Annotated in this window: 10 protein-coding genes, 3 rRNA genes and 1 pseudogene; 3 read left to right on the top strand and 11 right to left on the bottom strand. The window is 42.1% G+C overall.

The features are described 5' to 3' along the window. The first annotated feature begins 286 nt into the window (after positions 1 to 286). Positions 287 to 1,570, top strand: a pseudogene (locus KFE17_13695) (ABC transporter substrate-binding protein). Positions 1,571 to 1,594: 24 nt separating this feature from the next. Here KFE17_13695 and KFE17_13690 read toward each other — a convergent pair. Further along, complete coding sequence (locus KFE17_13690) at positions 1,595 to 3,238, bottom strand: HAMP domain-containing histidine kinase (GenBank protein ID QUO31854.1); 1,644 nt, start codon at positions 3,236 to 3,238, stop codon at positions 1,595 to 1,597. A 105-nt stretch (positions 3,239 to 3,343) separates the two neighbouring features. On the opposite strand from KFE17_13690, the gene KFE17_13685 reads away from it, so the two are divergent. Further along, on the top strand, positions 3,344 to 4,042 hold the full coding sequence (locus KFE17_13685; protein QUO31853.1) for a response regulator transcription factor: 699 nt from the start codon (positions 3,344 to 3,346) through the stop codon (positions 4,040 to 4,042). Positions 4,043 to 4,092: 50 nt separating this feature from the next. Here the strand turns inward: KFE17_13685 and KFE17_13680 are convergent, their stop codons facing one another. The 10 genes from KFE17_13680 to KFE17_13635 all read right to left on the bottom strand — a co-directional run bounded on the left by KFE17_13680 (position 4,093) and on the right by KFE17_13635 (position 16,997). Further along, positions 4,093 to 4,692: a hypothetical protein gene (locus KFE17_13680; GenBank protein ID QUO31852.1), complete on the bottom strand. Its 600-nt coding sequence runs from the start codon at positions 4,690 to 4,692 to the stop codon at positions 4,093 to 4,095. A gap of 31 nt (positions 4,693 to 4,723) precedes the next feature. Then, positions 4,724 to 5,815, bottom strand: coding sequence for a 2-hydroxyacyl-CoA dehydratase (locus tag KFE17_13675; GenBank protein QUO31851.1), 1,092 nt, complete (start codon positions 5,813 to 5,815; stop codon positions 4,724 to 4,726). Beyond that, complete coding sequence (locus KFE17_13670) at positions 5,815 to 6,996, bottom strand: 2-hydroxyacyl-CoA dehydratase (protein ID QUO31850.1); 1,182 nt, start codon at positions 6,994 to 6,996, stop codon at positions 5,815 to 5,817. The genes KFE17_13675 and KFE17_13670 overlap by 1 nt, the downstream gene beginning before the upstream one ends. A gap of 108 nt (positions 6,997 to 7,104) precedes the next feature. Next, positions 7,105 to 9,165, bottom strand: a complete 2,061-nt coding sequence (locus KFE17_13665; GenBank protein QUO33724.1) for a molybdopterin-dependent oxidoreductase — start codon at positions 9,163 to 9,165, stop codon at positions 7,105 to 7,107. Between the two features lie 42 nt (positions 9,166 to 9,207). Beyond that, entirely contained in the window at positions 9,208 to 10,110 is a 903-nt protein-coding gene (locus KFE17_13660) for a LysR family transcriptional regulator (GenBank protein ID QUO31849.1), read from the bottom strand. 117 nt (positions 10,111 to 10,227) lie between these two features. Continuing rightward, positions 10,228 to 10,998, bottom strand: coding sequence for a N(G),N(G)-dimethylarginine dimethylaminohydrolase (locus tag KFE17_13655; protein ID QUO33723.1), 771 nt, complete (start codon positions 10,996 to 10,998; stop codon positions 10,228 to 10,230). Positions 10,999 to 11,074: 76 nt separating this feature from the next. Beyond that, entirely contained in the window at positions 11,075 to 11,938 is an 864-nt protein-coding gene (locus KFE17_13650; protein QUO31848.1) for a DUF5596 domain-containing protein, read from the bottom strand. Between the two features lie 127 nt (positions 11,939 to 12,065). Then, positions 12,066 to 14,951 (bottom strand): 23S ribosomal RNA (locus tag KFE17_13645). 249 nt (positions 14,952 to 15,200) lie between these two features. After that, positions 15,201 to 15,318 (bottom strand): 5S ribosomal RNA (gene rrf, locus KFE17_13640). A 148-nt stretch (positions 15,319 to 15,466) separates the two neighbouring features. Beyond that, positions 15,467 to 16,997, bottom strand: a 16S ribosomal RNA gene (locus KFE17_13635). Together the 16S, 23S and 5S rRNA genes form the textbook arrangement of a ribosomal RNA operon. A gap of 504 nt (positions 16,998 to 17,501) precedes the next feature. Here KFE17_13635 and KFE17_13630 point away from each other — a divergent pair. Continuing rightward, entirely contained in the window at positions 17,502 to 18,377 is an 876-nt protein-coding gene (locus KFE17_13630) for a hypothetical protein (protein QUO31847.1), read from the top strand. The last annotated feature ends 148 nt before the right edge of the window (positions 18,378 to 18,525 follow it).

The following is an 18,525-nucleotide window of genomic DNA, read 5'->3' as shown; positions in this document are numbered from 1 at the left end:
GTTCTTGTACTTTGTGAAAGAGTACTGTTACAGTGGAAAGCATAATACAGACGGAGACATCAGCATGTCCGCCAGATTGCTGCCGTCTATAGAAAGTCTGAAGAAATAACCTGTTTTCGTTATTTCTTCAGGCTTTATTTATTTTTTATATATTTCACTCTGTCTTCATTTGAAAATCAAATACATCTGCGGATTACTTTCTTTTTCCAAATTCCTCTGCTATAATGACTTTGCAAATATTAATAAATATTAATTTTTTAATATGACATACGAAGGGGGAAATGACATGAAAAAGAAAGTTTTAGCTGCATTTCTCGCTACTGCAATGGTATGCGGTCTCCTCACAGGCTGTCATGACAGTAGTAAGAACGAAGCTACAATCGACATCAAAAAGACAAGCTACGATCCAAAAGAAGAAGTCAAAGATTTTGAATTCGGCGAGTTAAATGATGTTGAAAAAGATTATGTAATTGAGATGGGTTATAATAACTGTGACCATATGGTTGCTTCCATCATTGGTGAGAAAGCCGGTATTTACGAGGCAATGGGATTAAATGTTAATCTTACAAAATCCGGTGAAACAACAAAAGCGCTTATTAGCGGCGCAATGGACGTTGGTTATATCGGAGTTGGCGCTGCCGGTCTTTCACAGAATCCGCCATATTTTATTGCATCCGCAAACCACACCGGTGGTTCCCGTTACTTAGTAGTAAGTAACGACATTAAAGAAGCGAAAGATATTGAAGGCAAGACACTTGCAATGCCTGCTGAACCTGCTGAAGATTCAGAATGGCGCGGTTGGGCAAGAGATTATGGATTTTCCTATAATAAAGAAGATTATGACATCGTCAGTATGGGACAAGCCGATGCCATGTTCGCATTAAAAGCCGGTCAGATTGACGGCTTCGTCTGCTGAGACCCTTATGCCTCTCAGGCAGAGTTCGAAGGTTTCGGACATATTATGTGTATCAGTTGGGGAACAAATCTTGATGAAAACGGTAATGTACCGGATGCTGACTCTTGGGCAAGATGCTGTACACTCAGTATGAATAAAGATTTTGAGCAGAAATGCCCAGAACTTGCTCGTCGTCTCGTATATGCACACACACTTGCAGTTCAGTATTTATATACGCATCCTTATAATGCAGCTATGATGTTTGCTGATGGATTTGACTGTGATCCATATGTAGCGCTTCGTACAGTATACATGAAAACTGTTGCAGAAGGTCGTACAATCACATGGCACTGGTCAGAATCTAACCTGGAAAATGATGAGAAATTTGACACACAGTGGCAGAATCCACCAATTCCGGAAATTGATATTAACTACAAATCAATTTATGAAGAATCACTCCAGAAAGCCACTGCATTACATGAATCAGCGGGAACTCGCGATTTTGAAGAATTCATAAAAGAAGACGTTGATCCAATTTCACCACTCGGAATTACATTTGAAGATTGGTACAACAACGCAAAAACAATTGATGGTATCTCTGATGAGGACGCGGTTGACATTTCTAAAACAGCAACTCCGTATCTCAACGAGAATCTGAAAGAAAAAGATAAATAAGCACTAAAAAATTCCTGCGTCAGATCAGTTTGACGCAGGAATTTTTTCTTCAGTTACATATGGAAAATCTACGATAAATATTGTTCCTTTTCCTATTTCTGTTTTTACCCGGATAGTTCCTCCATGTTCTTCTGTCAGACGCTTTACAACGGTAAGACCAATCCCGGTTCCCTCACTCATTTTTTTAGTTGTAAAAAATGGTTGGAATACTTTCTGCTTAATCTCTGTTGGAATCCCTTCACCATTATCTTCGATAATAAGTCGTACAACTTTATCGTCATCTGTACTTAGACCAAATTCAATCTTTAATACCCCGCCGTTTTTCATTGCATGAACTGCGTTGGTAGCCAAATTCAATACAATCTGATTGAGCGATCCAACCTGCCCATGTATTTTATACGGTGTTTTGCAAATATTTTCCTGTAACACAATATTTTCCGGAAGTATTTTTTTTACAATATTTATAGCTTCATGCATTGCATAAACCGCATCATAATCGGTCAAAACTTTTTCCGCTTTTCCCTGTCTGCTGTAATCTAATAATTGTCTTGCCAATTCTCCGCAGCGAACGGCTGAAGTTTTTAGTTCATTGATTTCCTCCGGCATTTCTTTCTGTACAACTTCATTTTCTTCTAATAATTCTGCATATAAAACAATCGGTGTCATCAGATTATTAAATTCATGCGCAATTGCTCCGGTCAATACTCCCAAATTCTTGGAATGATTGTATTTCTTCATCAATCCTTCCTGTTTTTTCATTGTCTCATTCAGCGTCTTTTCGTGCTGAAGTTCTTTGACCAATTCGGTTTCCTTCTTATGATGTTCCTGTAATTTATAAATGAATCCGATTGCTGTCATAACTAATAATATGCCGATCAAACTAAAATCCAGTGAAATTCGTTCCAATGGAGTTACTAATTCATCATAATTCTCAATAATATACAAAAATAGTTTCTCTTCTCCGATTGTAATCGTCTCACAGGCAATTAATTTTTTTGTATTTTTTAACGAACCTCCATTTGTTTCGTAAATCCATTTTACGGTACTTCCTTTGCCGGCAATATGTGATATCGAAATATCTTCTTTCCTGTAAGTTCCGGGCATAATCGTTTTTCCTGCCTCGTTCTGAACAATGCAGTATCTTCCATTTTCTGTTTCTAATGCAGATAGTGCCTGTTCTTCTTCATAAATTTCATCCAGGTCCAGTTGTACACGCACATATCCGGTAATTTTCCCTCTGACAGAAATTGTTTTCAGCATATATAAAACATATGCCCCTTCCTCTGTCTGTTCAATCGGCCCTATCACAACTTCTCCCGGCTTTTTCAGCATTTCCGCACATTGTTTCTGTTCCCACTCCTGTTGTTTTGTAATCTCTTCCAGTGACACATATTCGCAGCGTTCCCCCATCTTGATGCTTCCGGTCTCTACCTCATCTAAATTCTCCATATCCCCTGAAAAAGCTGCATATACTAAATCTTTTTTTGACTCTAAAGTTGAAAACAAACTTCTTGCATTTACTTTAGCTAAGCTTTTCATATTTTCTTCTTCCCGTGAAATAATCATTTTTTCTACGCTTGAATAGCTAAAAAGCACAACTCCAACTAAGCAAACGATACTCGTACATGCTATCAATATTTGTCTCTTTAATATTTTCTTATTTTTCATAAATGACTCCTATAATGTTTGACTAAAAAAAAGATGGCCGCTATAATCTTTATAGGTAATAACAAAATATAGTTACCTATAAAATACATAGAAAGGAATTCTCCTATGAATGATATTTCTGTTTTAGTAGTGGATGATGAACAATCTGTTCTAAAAGCAATCTCTTATGTTTTAAAACATGAAAATATAAATTGCTGTTGTGCATCGAACTGCAAACAAGCTTTTGACTATTTACAGACGCAGACTTTTGATGTCATTTTACTGGATATTATGATGCCTGAGCAAGATGGATTTTCTTTTTTAAAAGAATTGCGCGAAATGAATATTATGACTCCTGTAATTCTTTTAAGCGGTCGTGAAGAAGACGCTGTACAGGTGCAGGGATTGGGACTTGGCGCTGATGATTATATGACCAAGCCATTTAGCAAAGTAATCTTAGTTTCCAAAATACGGGCAATCGTCAGACGTACCCAGCAATATACAACTCCTGCTGTAACATCTGTCAGTCCGATACTTCAGCGCGGATGTTTCACGCTGCATCTGGACTCACAGCTTGTCCTAAAAAATGATACTGAGATTTCTCTTTCTTCGAAAGAATTTGCACTGCTCTATTTTTTTCTCGAAAATTCCGAAAAGGTTTTATCTAAGAAGGAAATCTTCTCAAGAGTCTGGCAAAATGATGTGACGGATGATAATACCATTCTTGTCTATATCAAACGTTTACGCGATAAAATTGAAGATACTCCCTCAAAACCTGTACATCTTACTACAGTATGGGGAAAAGGATACCGGTTTTTTCCATAAAACCGATATCCTTTCTTTTTTTGATTAGAACCTCTAATCCTCACTCCCTATCAGCATTCTTCCATGCCTTCGCCAAATAAATTTACTGCTTTTCCTTCTATGACACGGAAAATACCATATCCAACTTTCGCTCCTTTTTGTCCCTGCAGCACAAATTCCATTTCATCTGCTTTATCAATATTTTGAAATTGAATTTTTTGATTCTCAACCGGAGCCGGAATAGGTTCTGTGTGTTCATACGCTTCTCCGTCGCCCAAGTCGATCATTACGGTCAGCCGAATATGTCCTCCATTGACAAGTGCAGTATTCTTACTTGCCTCATCTTCTTCAGGCGTGTTATAAATAACAACCAGATCTTTTTTCCCGTCATTCGTCAAATCTTCTTCACAGGCAACAAGCATTGTCGCTGTTGGAAATTGTTCATAAAATGCCTGCAGAATCTTATTATCTTCCGGAACATTCTCTGCGTAGCTCAGACTTCTTCCAACTCTGCTTCCGTCTTCATATGTTGTAACCGTTCCATTTTGGACCTGCTTTTCTTCATATAGATTTTCCAGACTTTGTCTGATGATAATTCCAGCCAGAAGAATACAGACGATAAGCACGATTTTTCCTTTCAAACTTTTAAAAAAACTTACAGTTTTTTTCATATAGTATTGCTCCTCATAGTATTTCTTATAATTACTGTAATATCTCCAAAAAGGCTGCTATTCTTGTAGATAACTGTGCTTTATCGGCATCCGAATATCCTGTCTCGATTGCTGCATACGGAATTCCCTGCTGACTGAAATGCTTTTCCACAGAGTACTTCTCCACCGTATAAGCATGGCATGGCTGTAAATGAATATCAAGAATTCCTGCAATTTGATAAGATGTTACTAATTGCTCCAGCAATTTCTTTCTCTTTTGATTCGGAGTCATAATCGCACAGGCAGTATTTTGATAGCATTCTGCTAACGAAGCTATTATATCGTCTTTCTTTACATCCGTAAAGCGAATATTAGATTTTATACATTCACAGTTTTCAAAACAAACTACTACACCGCCATTTTTTTCAACTATTTCGATAATTTTTTGATATACTCCGCCAATCGGACATCCTGTAAGCAAAATACGCGGTGCAGTTTCTGGAACTTTCTCCTCTCTTCCCAGAAATTCTTCTCTTACCTTCTCATTCGCTGCAATGCGCTCTTCACTCGTTGGCAGTTTCATATTTTCTTGCAGTTTTTCGTATACTTCCATTCCCCATGCACAAGGAGGTACTTGCTGCTGCACAGCCAACAAATTCATTGCACTCGCTCTCTGTCTGTTCGTATCATTTGCTGCTTTACGAATTGCTTCATCTGTCACTGTAATACCGAATCTCTGCTCAAGCATCTTAATCAAATAACGACTTTCAGAAGCAATCAGCGGAAGTACATATTCTTGTTCTTCCCCTTGAGGTACTTGATAATAATATACTTTCGACTGATCCTTTAAAAGTTCAAACATTTTTTTCTTTCCATCACAAGAACTTTCTGCAATAATTAAGTCTGCCTGTTCTAAAACACCGCTTTCACATATTTCACAGCATTCTCTTACAATCGGACATACATTCTTTGGCAATTCTTCCGGATACAAATCTCCATTTTCCTCTAAATGTGTAATCTGTAATGTTTGAAATCCTGCAGCCTCCAATATCTCTACCGGAACAAAGGAACAAAAATAAATTGCTGCTTTTTTATGTTTCTTATGACAATCATCGATCCATTTTTTTACTTCTTCTTTTCTCATTATTGTTCCTCTTTCCTTGCTCGAATCATTTCCAAATATGCTTCAATTCGTGTACGGATCTGCCCTGCATCCCCTTCTGTAAAATCTGTTTCTATATGCAGCAGTGGGATACCGCACTTCTCACAAACTCTCTTAATATTCTCGGTTTCGATTGCAAATGGATTACATGAATGTAGCGTAATACTGATGATTCCATCTGCTTTCCATTCAGAAATCGTTTCTTCCACTTGCTTCATACGTCTCGTATTTGGTGAAACTACTGCGCAAGGTACCTCAATATATTTTTCCGCAATCCGTATGTATGGATCTCTTGACTCGTCTTCATCTACAAGTCTTCTTCTGGAAGAAATTCCGCAGCATCCTTCGTAACAGACGACAGCGCCTCCCAGTTCCTCAATCACTTTAATTGTTTTCTCTTCTATACCGCCCATTCCGGCTCCGGATACGATTAACCTTGGACGATTCGGATCCGGTTCAAATGGATATTTCCCTTTCTTCCAGTTTTCCTCGCACTCATTTAAGATTTCATCCATTCTCTTATATTTCTCTTCTTTATCGAACATATACTGCTCGCCTTCCATAATATCCCGCATCCGCATCCCTGTAATTGCCGGAGGATCATAACGTCCCAGTTCATAAATTCTAGCAGCCTGTTTTCGCTCCTTATTACACCATTTAATTGCAGCATTTAATTTTTCTTCTGTAATCTCTACATCGAATTTCTCTGCAAGACCTTTCGCAAACGTCCGCAGTTCCATTGTCCACATTTCCAGGGAACGGTCATAATCCGGAAGATTCGGCAAATGAATTACCTGCATTGGTTTAAGTTCGCCTAAAAGCTCATACATCTTTTTCTTTCCGTCACATGTTGTTTCCCCTACGACAACATCTGAAAAATATGCATACGGACAGCTCTCTTCCAATGCATGTCCATAGCTCGACTTAATCAACGGACACAAATTCTTTGGAAGTCTTGTTTCTGCTGTCGGAATCGATAATGCGCTTTTTCCGCACAATCCTACCTGATACAATCCCGCTGCCAAAATAATTTCAGCAGGGGTATACTGACAGAATGAACCGCAAATATTTTTTCCACTGTCTTTCAATTCCTTGATTTTCAAAAATCCTTGTCTTCTGGCATCTGCAAAATTCTCAAACTGTTCTGGTAATGATGTTTTCATAGATTATCCTCTTATCTTTCTCCACTATTCCTCAAAAAGGATCAGCCTTCACACACAGCTGATCCTTTTATAACTGGTTTTTATTTCTCAGTTCTCTCCCGCTTTACCTTATTCCTTCTCAACTCTGCAAGGAACAGATTTCATTGTAACAAATCCTGTGATTGGATCGTTATACGCAAGACTTGTAAGTTCATTTACATTTCCAATCTTCCACGCCTCCGGCATATACTCACTTCCGCCTCCGTGAGGAATATGGATACAATGTCTTGCAATCTCACAGACGCGAACTTTAAACCGCCCTGTGCCAAATGGCGTCGTAACTCTCGCCCAAGCTCCATCTGTCAATTCAAGTTCGCCTGCATCCTCCGGTGAAAGATCCATATATGGATATGGCTCTAACTTCGCAATTCCCGGAAGATTTGCCCCAAATACTCCCATCCGATGGATACTTCTCGCACCGGTCGTCATGGTAAACGGATATTCCGGGCAATCCATCTCCGGAAGCGACCGCATATCCTGATACTCCGGATATGGAGTAAATCCATTCTCTTCTAAATATACAGAACAAATTTCAAATTTTCCTGATGGCGTTGGAAATCCCGGTTTTCCATCACTTCTCAGCAATCCCTTTTCGTATTTACGATATACGCGTTCCTTCTGTGAAGCAGGACCTTTCCAATCATTTGCATATGGAGCTGAACCATTCAGCAGCCATTCTTTTAATTCCTCTTCATTTCCCGGATAATCTTCTCCAATTCCAAGCCGTTTCGCTAATGCCGAGAAAATCAATACATCATCTCTGCACTCTTCAAATGGCTCTGCTGCCGGCGGCTGGAGCGTCTGCCTTCCATCTGCTCCTGTCGTCAGCGACCACGTTTCAAACATTGTGCTTGCCGGAAATACCACATCTGCAAAACGGGCATCTTCTGTCATATAGCGGTCTGAAACAATCAGGCAATCCAGCTTCTTATATACTTCCCGCCATTTACTGCTGTCCGGGAATGTCAATACCGGAGAGCCTCCTGCCAGAAGAAGCGCACGCACCGGATACGGATCATCATTCAAAACTGCTTCCGGAAATCTGCAGAACTGACCGCCTTCCATGAATTTATAGAACATTGGAAATTCTTTCATTCCGATCGGTTGATTTTCCTCTGGCAAATCATACAGCTGAAACGTCGGCTGATTCTGACAATTAAAATAAATTCCGCCTTCTACATCTAATTTCCCCGTGATCGCCCACAATGTAAAGATTGCTCTATTATTCTGAATTGCACTCAACTGATACTCTAATCCAGTATATGCAATTAGTGAAATCTTTTCTGTAGAACAGAACAACTCTGTCAATTCTTTTATTTGCTCTACAGAAATCCCACAAAATCTCGATAAATCATTCAGTTCCAGTGATTCTACATATTTTCTAAACGCTTCAAATCCTCTTGTATACTCTGATACAAATTCTTTATCGTAACATTCCTGTTCAATAATCAGCTTGAGCATTGCCAACGCCAATGCCCCATCTGCTCCCGGAATTACAGGAATCCACAGATCAGCCAACTCGCCCATTCCTGTTTTTCGCGGATCAATTACTACAATCTTTGCTCCTCGTTTCTTTGCTTTCTGAATTCCCCGATATTCTCCCCGTGGTCCGCAGTCTGTCATTGGATTTTTTCCCCAGATGAAAATATAATCACTATGTTCCACATCTTGAATCATCTGCCTTGTATTGAGACCGGAAGTAGTTACCGGTGTAACCGTGCTGGATGCCATATTACAAATAGATCCCGCATTAAAATCATTCGGAGAACCAAGTCGCTTCATAAAACATGGTTCGGATTTTCCGGAAAAGATGCGGGCAATCGGCATCCCAAGAATTCCTCTTCCCTGATAAGAAGCCAGCGCCCGCGCTCCATAAGTTTTTCTTGTCTTATCCAAAAGCTCCGCTGCATAATCCAGTGCCTCATCCCATGTAGCTTTTCTGAATTTCCCTTCGCCTTTTTCTCCAATCCGGATCAGTGGATGTGAAATACGATCAGCGCTATAAAGCAGTTCCGGCGTCAATGCCCCTCTTGCACATACTCGCCCCTGCGGAGAATCCTGATCTGCCTCCACTCTCCTAATCTTTCCATCTTCTACGGTAACTTTCACATGACAGCCGCCCTGACACATTCCACATTTTCGATGAATGATCATAATTATCTCCTTTCCACCTTACATTTCACTACAATATTCTTTCAGCATACTGATTGCCCGCTCGCCTACTTTGGACAAATTGCGCTCACAATGCCAAAATAAATATAACTGGCGTTTTGTTTCAATTTCAGGAAACTCAAATACTAAAACTCGTTTCTGCTCCAGATAATCTTTTACTGCCAGGCTGCTGACAAAGCCAATTCCTACGCCTTCTGCAACAACCCTCTTTAGCGTTTCTGTCGTCTGAACCTCAGCTGCAATCTGGATTTTATCGCTCTCCAGGCCAAGTTTTCTCTCTACATTATCCGCGGCAGTCTTCGTTCCACTGCCCATTTCTCTAATAACAAAATTCTCCCTTTTTAGTTCATTTCTATCGAAGTTTCCTTTATAATCACGATATTTTTTTATATTAGGAGTAATTAGAACAATTTCATCCTTAATTAATGGCTCAAAAAATAACTTTGCACTTGATGAACGTATACTTCCTACACCGATCTCCTGCTCAAAATGCAGTATTTTCTGCAGCACTTCTGTGCTGTCTCCCTCCGAAATTTTATATCCGATATCAGGATTCTTTTTCTTAGAATAGGCTAAAAATCCCGGGAAAATGTAATTTGCCGGAACGCTTGAGGAAGCAAACATCACATCTCCTGCGATCTTTTCTCCTTTATTCTTGATTTTTTGAATTGCATCTTCTTCTGCCTTTAACATCTGAACAGCATAAGGATAAAACAAAAGTCCAGCTTCTGATAATACAATATCTTTTGTTGAACGAATCAAAAGCTGTTCTCCAAGCTCTTTTTCTAGTGTTTTAATATGCATGCTGATCGTTGGCTGTGAAACAAACATTTCCTTTGCTGCCAGCGAGAAGCTTTTATGATTCACAACGCTGACAAGCGATTTTATCTGCTCCAGATTCATTTGTATTCCTCTTTCCTGCTTTCATTTCTACCCTTTATTATAGGAAGAAACAGGTTAAAGGTCTAATTGAAATTCTGAATATATTTATTGATATTATCAATAAATATGCATATCTTTCTAAAATCTCAATGAGAGGCAGCTCAGTCCGCCATCAATTTTTCGATATTCAGACGTATCTGTCGTAATCACTTTGTAACCGGCACTCTTAACTGCCGCAGCCACTTTCGGATATCCCTCCGGTACAATTACCGTTCCATTTACCCAAATACAGTTGGCAGCATATGCCTCGTCTTCCGGGATTACAATTTTCTTCGCATCTTTAAACTCGTCCTTGTCTACGAATTCACCAGATACGAGAAATGTATTATTTTCCAGATAATTCACACCCGTCTTCAAGTGAAGCACTTCTTTCAACGTTACTTCAGATCCTGTCAGGCCATATTTCTCAAGAATTTCAATAAACTGGCGGATGCCTTCTTCATTTGTTCTCGCAGAACGTCCCACATAAAAATGATCTCCAACCATCATAACATCGCCGCCTTCTAAAGTTCCAGGCGCTTTAATATATTCAATCTGATCATCCGCGTAAAACTTACGGATCGTATCAACAATATACTCTGGTTCCTTATTTCTTGAAGCTGCGCCCGGATTTGTAATAATGGCGCACTTACGAGTCACAACTGCCGCATCCTCCACAAAACAGGAATCCGGAAATTCTTCCAGCGGTTCTAATTCCGTCACTTCTACGCCACATTTTTTCAGCGCTGCTATATATGCATCATGTTGCTTTACTGCAAGCTCATAATCCGGTTTTCCCAATTCCGGCGCTGACGTGATCCCTTCCATTAAAGTTTTTGACGGTTTTCTTACAATTACATTATGAAACATCATTACCCCTCCATAGCATTTTGCAAATTATATTGTTATATTTATTCATATTTTATGTATATTTATACCATATCTATTACTCTGCTGTAAAGAGTCTTTGGAAAATTTTTTCAGAAAGATATCCTGCTCCTTCCCCTACTTTTCTTCCTGACAATATATATTGTTTCAAATTTCTCTGAAGTGTCGTTTCTTCCGGAAGTGATTCCCACGGAATATCCGTACGTTTATATACCCATTGCATAAAACTGTCACTTTCTTCCTCTACATGCTGTATCACAAATTCTTTCTGAAAGCGGATAATCTTTGAATTAGATGGAAGCACATCTCTTAATGCGGGTGCAAGCAGCCAGGAAGAACATCTTATTTTTGCATGTATATACGCCGGAAAATATTGACGCACAAATATTCCTGCCAACCGATATGATCTGTGTACTGCCTCTAGCTCCAGATTAGCGTCTGATGGAATATGCAGACTAATGTAGCGCTGCTCCTTGCCGTTCTTCCGGTTTTCTTTAAACTCATATTCCAATTCTCCGATACGAAATAATTTTCCTGACAATTGTCTGACTGTCCACCATTCCCGATCAAATCCGTATATGCCAAAGCTTTCGTGATGTTCCCGCACAAATCTTGAAAAACATTTCAGAGAATCAATAAAAATTTCATCTGATATTCCCCATTTCTGGTAAAGCAAATATGTTTTCAATCCACAATCCAGCATACAAGTCAACATTTTCAATCCTTGTGAGTCTTCTCCCAAAATTTCCCGCAATTCTTTTACCCCTGTTTCCCATGTTTCCTCATGAAAAAGCTGTGTCATCACCTCTTCTATTTTTTCCCAATTTTGTGTTTCCTTCAATTCTTTATACAGCGCCAGTATTTTCTCTGTTACTTCCTTTGGCATTTCCAGTTTGGAACAAAATTCTCTGAGACTGTTCATTTTCTTTTTCCTCCTTATATATACAAAAAACACCATATATCAATGATATACGGTGTCTTCTTCTATACCTTCAAAACCACATACAAGAAATCTCATCCTTCGTTCACTTTCCTATCCTTTACCTCACTTGGTTATGCCCTCGACCGATTAGTAACAGTCAGCTACATGTGTTACCACACTTCCACCTCTGTCCTATCTACCTCGTCGTCTTCAAGGGGTCTTACAACTTTCGTTGGGATATCTCATCTTGAGGGGGGCTTCACGCTTAGATGCCTTCAGCGTTTATCCCGTCCCGGCTTGGCTACTCTGCTATGCATTTGGTAATACAACAGATACACCAGCGGCCAGTCCACCCCGGTCCTCTCGTACTAAGGGCAGCTCCTCTCAAATATCCTACGCCCACGCCGGATAGGGACCGAACTGTCTCACGACGTTCTGAACCCAGCTCGCGTACCGCTTTAATGGGCGAACAGCCCAACCCTTGGGACCTACTTCAGCCCCAGGATGCGATGAGCCGACATCGAGGTGCCAAACCACTCCGTCGATGTGAACTCTTGGGAGTGATAAGCCTGTTATCCCCAGGGTAGCTTTTATCCGTTGAGCGATGGCAATCCCACTTTATACCACCGGATCACTAAGTCCTACTTTCGTACCTGCTCCACCCGTCGGTGTCACAGTCAAGCTCCCTTCTGCCTTTGCACTCTTCGAATGGTTTCCAACCATTCTGAGGGAACCTTTGAGCGCCTCCGATACCCTTTCGGAGGCGACCGCCCCAGTCAAACTCCCCACCTGACATTGTCCCCCAGCCGGGTCACGGCTGCTGGTTAGAAATCCAGTACTGCAAGGGTGGTATCCCAACAGCGACTCCATGGCAACTGGCGTTACCATTTCTCCGTCTCCCACCTATCCTGTACATGCAATACCGAATCCCAGTATCAAGCTGGAGTAAAGCTCCATGGGGTCTTTCCGTCCTGGCGCAGGTAACCAGCATCTTCACTGGTATTTCAATTTCACCGGGTGCATTGTTGAGACAGTGCCCAAATCATTACGCCTTTCGTGCGGGTCGGAACTTACCCGACAAGGAATTTCGCTACCTTAGGACCGTTATAGTTACGGCCGCCGTTTACTGGGGCTTAAGTTCAAAGCTTCGCTTGCGCTAACCTCTCCCCTTAACCTTCCAGCACCGGGCAGGCGTCAGCCCATATACTTCACCTTTCGGTTTCGCATAGACCTGTGTTTTTGCTAAACAGTTGCTTGGGCCAATTCTCTGCGGCCACTTTTACATGGCACTCCTTCTCCCGAAGTTACGGAGTCATTTTGCCGAGTTCCTTAACAATGCTTCTCCCGTCGGCCTTAGGATTCTCTCCTCATCCACCTGTGTCGGTTTACGGTACGGGTACAGTACAAACAATAGCGGCTTTTCTTGACGCATGGCTCACATACTTCGTTACTTATAGTTCACTCCGCATCACGTCTTCGGCTTATCACACGGATTTTCCTATGTGACACCTACCTCGCTTGCGCCGGTCTTTCCACTCCCGGCTTATGCTCTCCACACGTGTCCCCACAGTTCTGTCATACTGCAGTACAGGAATTTCAACCTGTTGTCCATCGACTACGGCTTTCGCCCTCGCCTTAGGTCCCGACTTACCCAGAGCAGATCAGCTTTACTCTGGAAACCTTAGATATTCGGCCTGGAGGATTCCCACCTCCATCTCGCTACTCATTCCGGCATTCTCTCTTCTTAACGCTCCACAGCTCCTTCCGGTACTGCTTCGCCGCCCTAAGAATGCTCCTCTACCAATCCCTTATAGGATTCCTGAGCTTCGGTAGTGTGTTTCAGCCCCGGACATTTTCGGCGCAGGACCTCTCGACCAGTGAGCTATTACGCACTCTTTTAATGTATGGCTGCTTCTAAGCCAACATCCTGGTTGTCTTTGAAATCCCACATCCTTTTCCACTTAACACACATTTTGGGACCTTAGCTGCAGGTCTGGGCTCTTTCCCTTTCGACTACCCAACTTATCTCGTGTAGTCTGACTCCCGATAAGCATCACTACGGCATTCGGAGTTTGATATTCTTCGGTAAGCTTTGACGCCCCCTAGGAAATTCAGTGCTCTACCTCCGTGTGACTCTATCGAGGCTAGCCCTAAAGCTATTTCGAGGAGAACCAGCTATCTCCGGGTTCGATTGGAATTTCTCCCCTATCCACACCTCATCCCCACCCTTTTCAACGGATGTGGGTTCGGTCCTCCATTGCCTTTTACGGCAACTTCAACCTGGACATGGATAGATCACCCGGTTTCGGGTCTACTCCGGCTGACTTGGCGCCCTATTAAGACTTGGTTTCCCTTCGGCTCCGGACCTAAAGTCCTTAACCTCGCCAGCCGACGTAACTCGCCGGACCGTTCTACAAAAAGTACGCGGTTCCACTTTATAATGGTTCCACAGCTTGTAAACACAGGGTTTCAGGTTCTCTTTCACTCCCCTCCCGGGGTCCTTTTCACCTTTCCTTCACAGTACTATGCGCTATCGGTCACTAAGTAGTATTTAGCCTTACGGGGTGGTCCCCGCTCCTTCCCACAAGGTTTCTCGTGTCTCGTGGTACTCTGGATCCCGCTCGCTCTCTTCTATTTTCAGGTACGGGGCTTTCACCCTCTCTGGCTGGCTTTCCCAAAACCATTCTCCTAATATACGAGTCACTTGTTGCGGTCCTAACCCCCGGATGCACGCATCCAGGTTTGGGCTCTTTCCATTTCGCTCGCCGCTACTTTGGAAATCGATGTTTCTTTCTCTTCCTCCGGCTACTTAGATGTTTCAGTTCACCGGGTTCCCCTCCATACGTTATGGATTGGCGTATGGATACTTGAGGGCTTCTCAAGTAGGTTTCCCCATTCGGATATCTCCGGATCGTTGGATATTTGCTCCTCCCCGAAGCTTTTCGCAGCTTATCACGTCCTTCATCGGCTCTTAGTGCCAAGGCATCCACCCTGCGCTCTTTCTAGCATAACCAACTTGCCTTCGTCCACGGGAATGGACATTAGCTACACATGCATAGCGTTGCATGCGTTGGTAATTAGGTTTGATTCATTTGAATCAGTGTTTCGAATAATTATTATCTAATAACAATTACCTCGGATGTCTTGATATTTTCATCAATTTATTTCTTATATGCGGTTTTCAAGGTACATTGACTGTTTTATCAGTCATCAGAAATCTGAATCTCTTCAGAACCCTGATCACTGGTAAAACTTTTTTATGATCTGGCGGCCACCTACTCTCCCACACCGTCTCCAGTGCAGTACCATCGGCCGCTTAGGTCTTAACCATCGTGTTCGGGATGGGAACGGGTGTCTCCCCTAAGCGCATCGCCACCAGAAGCATTGAGTACTTAGCGAGGTCTTCTCGAGCTTAGTACGAAAGCTGTTCTTCGCACTCCGTGTGAAGAACTTCTTCTTTCACTCCTTCTCCGAAGACTCCCTTAATAACTCAACAATAGACAACAGCTCTTACTTCTTCTTCCTTAGAAAGGAGGTGATCCAGCCGCACCTTCCGATACGGCTACCTTGTTACGACTTCACCCCAGTTATCCGTCCCGCCTTCGGCAGCTCCTCCCCTAAGGTTAGGTCACTGACTTCGGGCGTTACTGACTCCCATGGTGTGACGGGCGGTGTGTACAAGACCCGGGAACGTATTCACCGCGACATGCTGATTCGCGATTACTAGCGATTCCAGCTTCATGTAGTCGAGTTGCAGACTACAATCCGAACTGAGACGTTATTTCTGAGATTTGCTCCAGGTCACCCTTTCGCTTCCCTTTGTTTACGCCATTGTAGCACGTGTGTAGCCCTGCTCATAAGGGGCATGATGATTTGACGTCATCCCCACCTTCCTCCAGGTTATCCCTGGCAGTCTCTCCAGAGTGCCCGGCCTTACCGCTGGCTACTGAAGATAGGGGTTGCGCTCGTTGCGGGACTTAACCCAACATCTCACGACACGAGCTGACGACAACCATGCACCACCTGTCTCCTCTGTCCCGTAGGAAAGGCAACATTACTTGCCGGTCAGAGGGATGTCAAGAGCAGGTAAGGTTCTTCGCGTTGCTTCGAATTAAACCACATGCTCCACCGCTTGTGCGGGTCCCCGTCAATTCCTTTGAGTTTCATTCTTGCGAACGTACTCCCCAGGTGGACTACTTATTGCGTTAGCTGCGGCACCGAACAGCTTTGCTGCCCGACACCTAGTAGTCATCGTTTACGGCGTGGACTACCAGGGTATCTAATCCTGTTTGCTCCCCACGCTTTCGAGCCTCAACGTCAGTTACCGTCCAGTAAGCCGCCTTCGCCACTGGTGTTCCTCCTAATATCTACGCATTTCACCGCTACACTAGGAATTCCGCTTACCTCTCCGGCACTCTAGAAGCACAGTTTCCAATGCAGTCCCGTGGTTGAGCCTCGGGTTTTCACATCAGACTTGCACTTCCGTCTACGCTCCCTTTACACCCAGTAAATCCGGATAACGCTTGCCCCCTACGTATTACCGCGGCTGCTGGCACGTAGTTAGCCGGGGCTTCTTACTCAGGTACCGTCATTTTCTTCCCTGCTGATAGAAGTTTACATACCGAAATACTTCATCCTTCACGCGGCGTCGCTGCATCAGGGTTTCCCCCATTGTGCAATATTCCCCACTGCTGCCTCCCGTAGGAGTTTGGGCCGTGTCTCAGTCCCAATGTGGCCGGTCGCCCTCTCAGGTCGGCTACTGATCGTTGGCTTGGTAGGCCGTTACCCCACCAACTACCTAATCAGACGCGGGTCCATCTCATACCACCGGAGTTTTTCACACCATACCATGCGGTACTGTGCGCTTATGCGGTATTAGCAGTCATTTCTAACTGTTATCCCCCTGTATGAGGCAGGTTACCCACGCGTTACTCACCCGTCCGCCGCTCAGTCGCAATCACTTCAATCCGAAGAAATCCATAAAAGCGCTTCGCTCGACTTGCATGTGTTAAGCACGCCGCCAGCGTTCATCCTGAGCCAGGATCAAACTCTCGTTAAAAGTGTTTGTTCTTGGCGAATCAACTGCTAGCTAATTCATCCATAATTACTGTTTTTAGGTCGTTAGACTTTTGTGTCCAACTCGTTCTGAAATCTCTTTAAAGAAATTTTCAGGGTTGTTGTCTATTGTTTAGTTATCAAGGTTCTCTGTCGTTTGACAGCTCATCTAGTTTATCATAACCGATTTGCTTTGTCAAGAACTTTTTTATTTTATTTTATTTTTTTCAAGTTCTTGTTGTCTTTGCGACAGCTCATTTAGATTATCACATCTGTTCGGCTTTGTCAACAACTTTTTTCTTTTCCAGAAAACTTTTTTGTTGATCGGAAGCCCTGTCTTGCGACAGCTCGTTTATATTATCACTCCCGGATGCGATTGTCAACATTTTTTTGCAAAAACTTTTATTTTTTTAATTCTTAATTTTCTTCCTTCTCTCTATTTTTTCTTTTCTTTATAATCTCAAATATGTTACAATGTGCAATAACATTAGGAAAGGACAATAAATCTATGAAAAATATTATTAAAAATAATTTCAAAGCGTTGCAGATGGAACTGCGTGAACACAAGAGTTCTTTTATTGTTTATTTTGTGCTGCGCCTTCTTGTAATTATAATTATGATACTTCAAATCCTAAATCATAACTATGAAAATGTTTTCTACTGTATCCTGACGCTGCTGCTTTTGATTGTTCCAAGTTTTCTTCAGGTTCAGCTCAAAATTGAATTGCCGACAACGCTTGAGATCATCATCCTGCTCTTTATTTTTGCAGCCGAGATTCTTGGAGAAGTCAGTTCTTACTACACCCATTTTCCATATTGGGATACGATGCTCCACACATTAAACGGATTTCTGGCTGCTGCCATTGGCTTTTCTCTCGTTGATATTTTAAATCGAAACGAAAAAGCCAAGTTCGTTCTGTCTCCTTTGTATATGGCGATCGTTGCATTTTGCTTTTCCATGACAGTCGGAGTTATGTGGGAGTTTTTTGAATTCTCTATGGATACCTTTTTCGGTATGGATACTCAGAAAGATGCTATTGTGCATTCTATTTCCACGGTAATGCTCGATCCAACCGGCGGCACAGCTGTCCAACACATTGATAATATAAAAGAAGTGATCATCAACGGACAGGAATTAGGACTTGGCGGCTATCTTGACATTGGTCTGAAAGATACTATGAAAGATCTTATTGTCAATTTCATCGGAGCAGTTGTATTTTCCATTATCGGTTATTTCTATGTTAAAAAACGTGGTCGCAGTAAATTTGCCAATCGCTTTATTCCAAGCTTGAAGGAAGAAGATGCCGATTTTCTTCGGCTTGTAGCGGAATCGAAAGAGGCACAAAATGAACCGCTTTCTCAAAAGACATCCGCTTCTAAATAATCTTACTAATTTTGTTCTAATCATCTCTTCTACTTTTTAACTATCGCAATTTCCTTTTTAAGTGATTGCGATAGTTTTTTTATTTTTTCGCACCTTACATTGTTGTAACATTTCCTTCTTTTTCTTTTCTTCTTTTTGTGAAACACTT

Origin of the sequence: Faecalicatena sp. Marseille-Q4148 (genome assembly GCA_018228665.1) — a bacterium.
Taxonomy (GTDB): domain Bacteria; phylum Bacillota; class Clostridia; order Lachnospirales; family Lachnospiraceae; genus UBA9414.
This window is presented reverse-complemented; position numbering and strand designations above follow the sequence as displayed.

Coding starts and splice junctions, on each gene's coding strand:
- KFE17_13690 (QUO31854.1), bottom strand. CDS start 3,238: ATGAAAAATAAGAAAATATTAAAGAGACAAATATTGATAGCATGTACG.
- KFE17_13655 (QUO33723.1), bottom strand. CDS start 10,998: ATGTTTCATAATGTAATTGTAAGAAAACCGTCAAAAACTTTAATGGAA.
- KFE17_13650 (QUO31848.1), bottom strand. CDS start 11,938: ATGAACAGTCTCAGAGAATTTTGTTCCAAACTGGAAATGCCAAAGGAA.
- KFE17_13685 (QUO31853.1), top strand. CDS start 3,344: ATGAATGATATTTCTGTTTTAGTAGTGGATGATGAACAATCTGTTCTA.
- KFE17_13630 (QUO31847.1), top strand. CDS start 17,502: ATGAAAAATATTATTAAAAATAATTTCAAAGCGTTGCAGATGGAACTG.
- KFE17_13675 (QUO31851.1), bottom strand. CDS start 5,815: ATGAGAAAAGAAGAAGTAAAAAAATGGATCGATGATTGTCATAAGAAA.
- KFE17_13660 (QUO31849.1), bottom strand. CDS start 10,110: ATGAATCTGGAGCAGATAAAATCGCTTGTCAGCGTTGTGAATCATAAA.
- KFE17_13680 (QUO31852.1), bottom strand. CDS start 4,692: ATGAAAAAAACTGTAAGTTTTTTTAAAAGTTTGAAAGGAAAAATCGTG.
- KFE17_13670 (QUO31850.1), bottom strand. CDS start 6,996: ATGAAAACATCATTACCAGAACAGTTTGAGAATTTTGCAGATGCCAGA.
- KFE17_13665 (QUO33724.1), bottom strand. CDS start 9,165: ATGTGTCAGGGCGGCTGTCATGTGAAAGTTACCGTAGAAGATGGAAAG.